Origin of the sequence: Methanoregula sp. (genome assembly GCF_002835825.1) — an archaeon.
In the GTDB taxonomy this organism is placed as follows: Archaea; Halobacteriota; Methanomicrobia; order Methanomicrobiales; family Methanospirillaceae; genus Methanoregula.
Map to the genome: position 1 here is coordinate 1 of NZ_PIZH01000617.1, position 1,237 is coordinate 1,237.

The following is a 1,237-nucleotide window of genomic DNA, read 5'->3' on the forward strand; positions in this document are numbered from 1 at the left end:
GTGTTGTCGTGGTGGCCGTGGTGACCGGTACCGGGCGGGCGAGGAGGTACCTGATGAGCCGTGCGTTGATGAAATCAGCCTCCGTGCTGTTGAGGTAAGAGAGGGGGGAAGTCGTTGCCCATTCTACGACGAATCCCCTGCCATACGACCAGTACAGGAGCGCCGGGTCCCCAGTCTCGTATGTCAGGAGAACGTCCGCACCGGGGTTTGCAACCGTATTCATGCGATCGGCAAGCGGGCGGGTGACCGGGTAATGGTTCCGGAGACCTTCGAAGACCCTCATTGCAAGGGGGCTTTCCGGATTTGCCACCTGCAGCGACTGCCCCTCCGGCACGGGGCCGGTATTCGCGGCCGGAAGGCTTGCGTTGATCTTCTTGTAGTGCTTGTTGGTCACAACAAGAATCTTTCCGCCATATGCTGCCTCCTGGATCTGTCCCGCAGTCGTTGCGGAAAACGACTCATCGCCCCCCATAAATATGACGGCGACGGAAGGGTCGGTGAAACAGGCGATGTCCCGATCGAGCGCTGCTCCCGAGGATCCGTCGTGCTGGCAGGCGACCGTGAACTCGTCCCGGTGGGCGTCGATGCTGAACCCTGCCGTATCCCCATAGATGGCAATGGTTGCAGCAGATGCAGGAAGGAGCAGAATACCAAGTAGGAAAAGAGCGATCAATACCGCGTGATACCGGAATGGTGAAAAAGGCATCATTCGATAGCATGGACCCGGCGGGATTTGAACCCGCGGCCTTTACGTTGCGAACGTAACGATCTACCCCTGATCTACGAGCCCGCTCCTGAGGTGGGTAGTAGATTTGAGGATAATGGAATAAAGTTCTTGGTGTCAAAAAAATGGATCAGAGGATGATCTCGATGTCGAGTTTCTCGGCAAGTTCCTTGTACCTGTTCCGGATTGTAACCTCCGTGACACCGGCGACTTCCGCGACCTCACGCTGGGTCCGGCGCTCGCCCCCGAGGATGGAGGAAATGTAGATTGCTGCTGCCGCAACACCGGTCGGACCGCGGCCGCTCGTGAGTTCGCGTTCGCCGGCCTGGCGGAGGATCTCGACGGCACGGCTCTGGACCTCGCCCTTGAGGGTAAGACCTGAACAGAACCGGGGGACATAGTCGATCGGGGAGGTCGGGAGGAGTTTTAAACCAAGCTCGCGGGAGATGAACCGGTAGGTCCTTCCAATCTCTTTTCTGGAGACACGGGACACTTCTGCGATCTCATCGAGCG

At 58.4% G+C, this 1,237-nt stretch carries 1 protein-coding gene, 1 tRNA gene and 1 pseudogene; all 3 read right to left on the bottom strand.

Annotation, left to right across the window (positions count from 1 at the left end; genetic code table 11):
• Positions 1-673 (bottom strand): hypothetical protein (locus CW742_RS13850; protein ID WP_292421387.1); only part of this gene is annotated, 673 nt, incomplete at its 3' end.
• 45 nt (positions 674-718) lie between these two features.
• Positions 719-790: transfer RNA gene (locus CW742_RS13855), tRNA-Ala, on the bottom strand.
• Between the two features lie 64 nt (positions 791-854).
• Positions 855-1,237, bottom strand: a pseudogene (gene tfb / locus CW742_RS13860) (transcription initiation factor IIB); the annotation flags it as partial.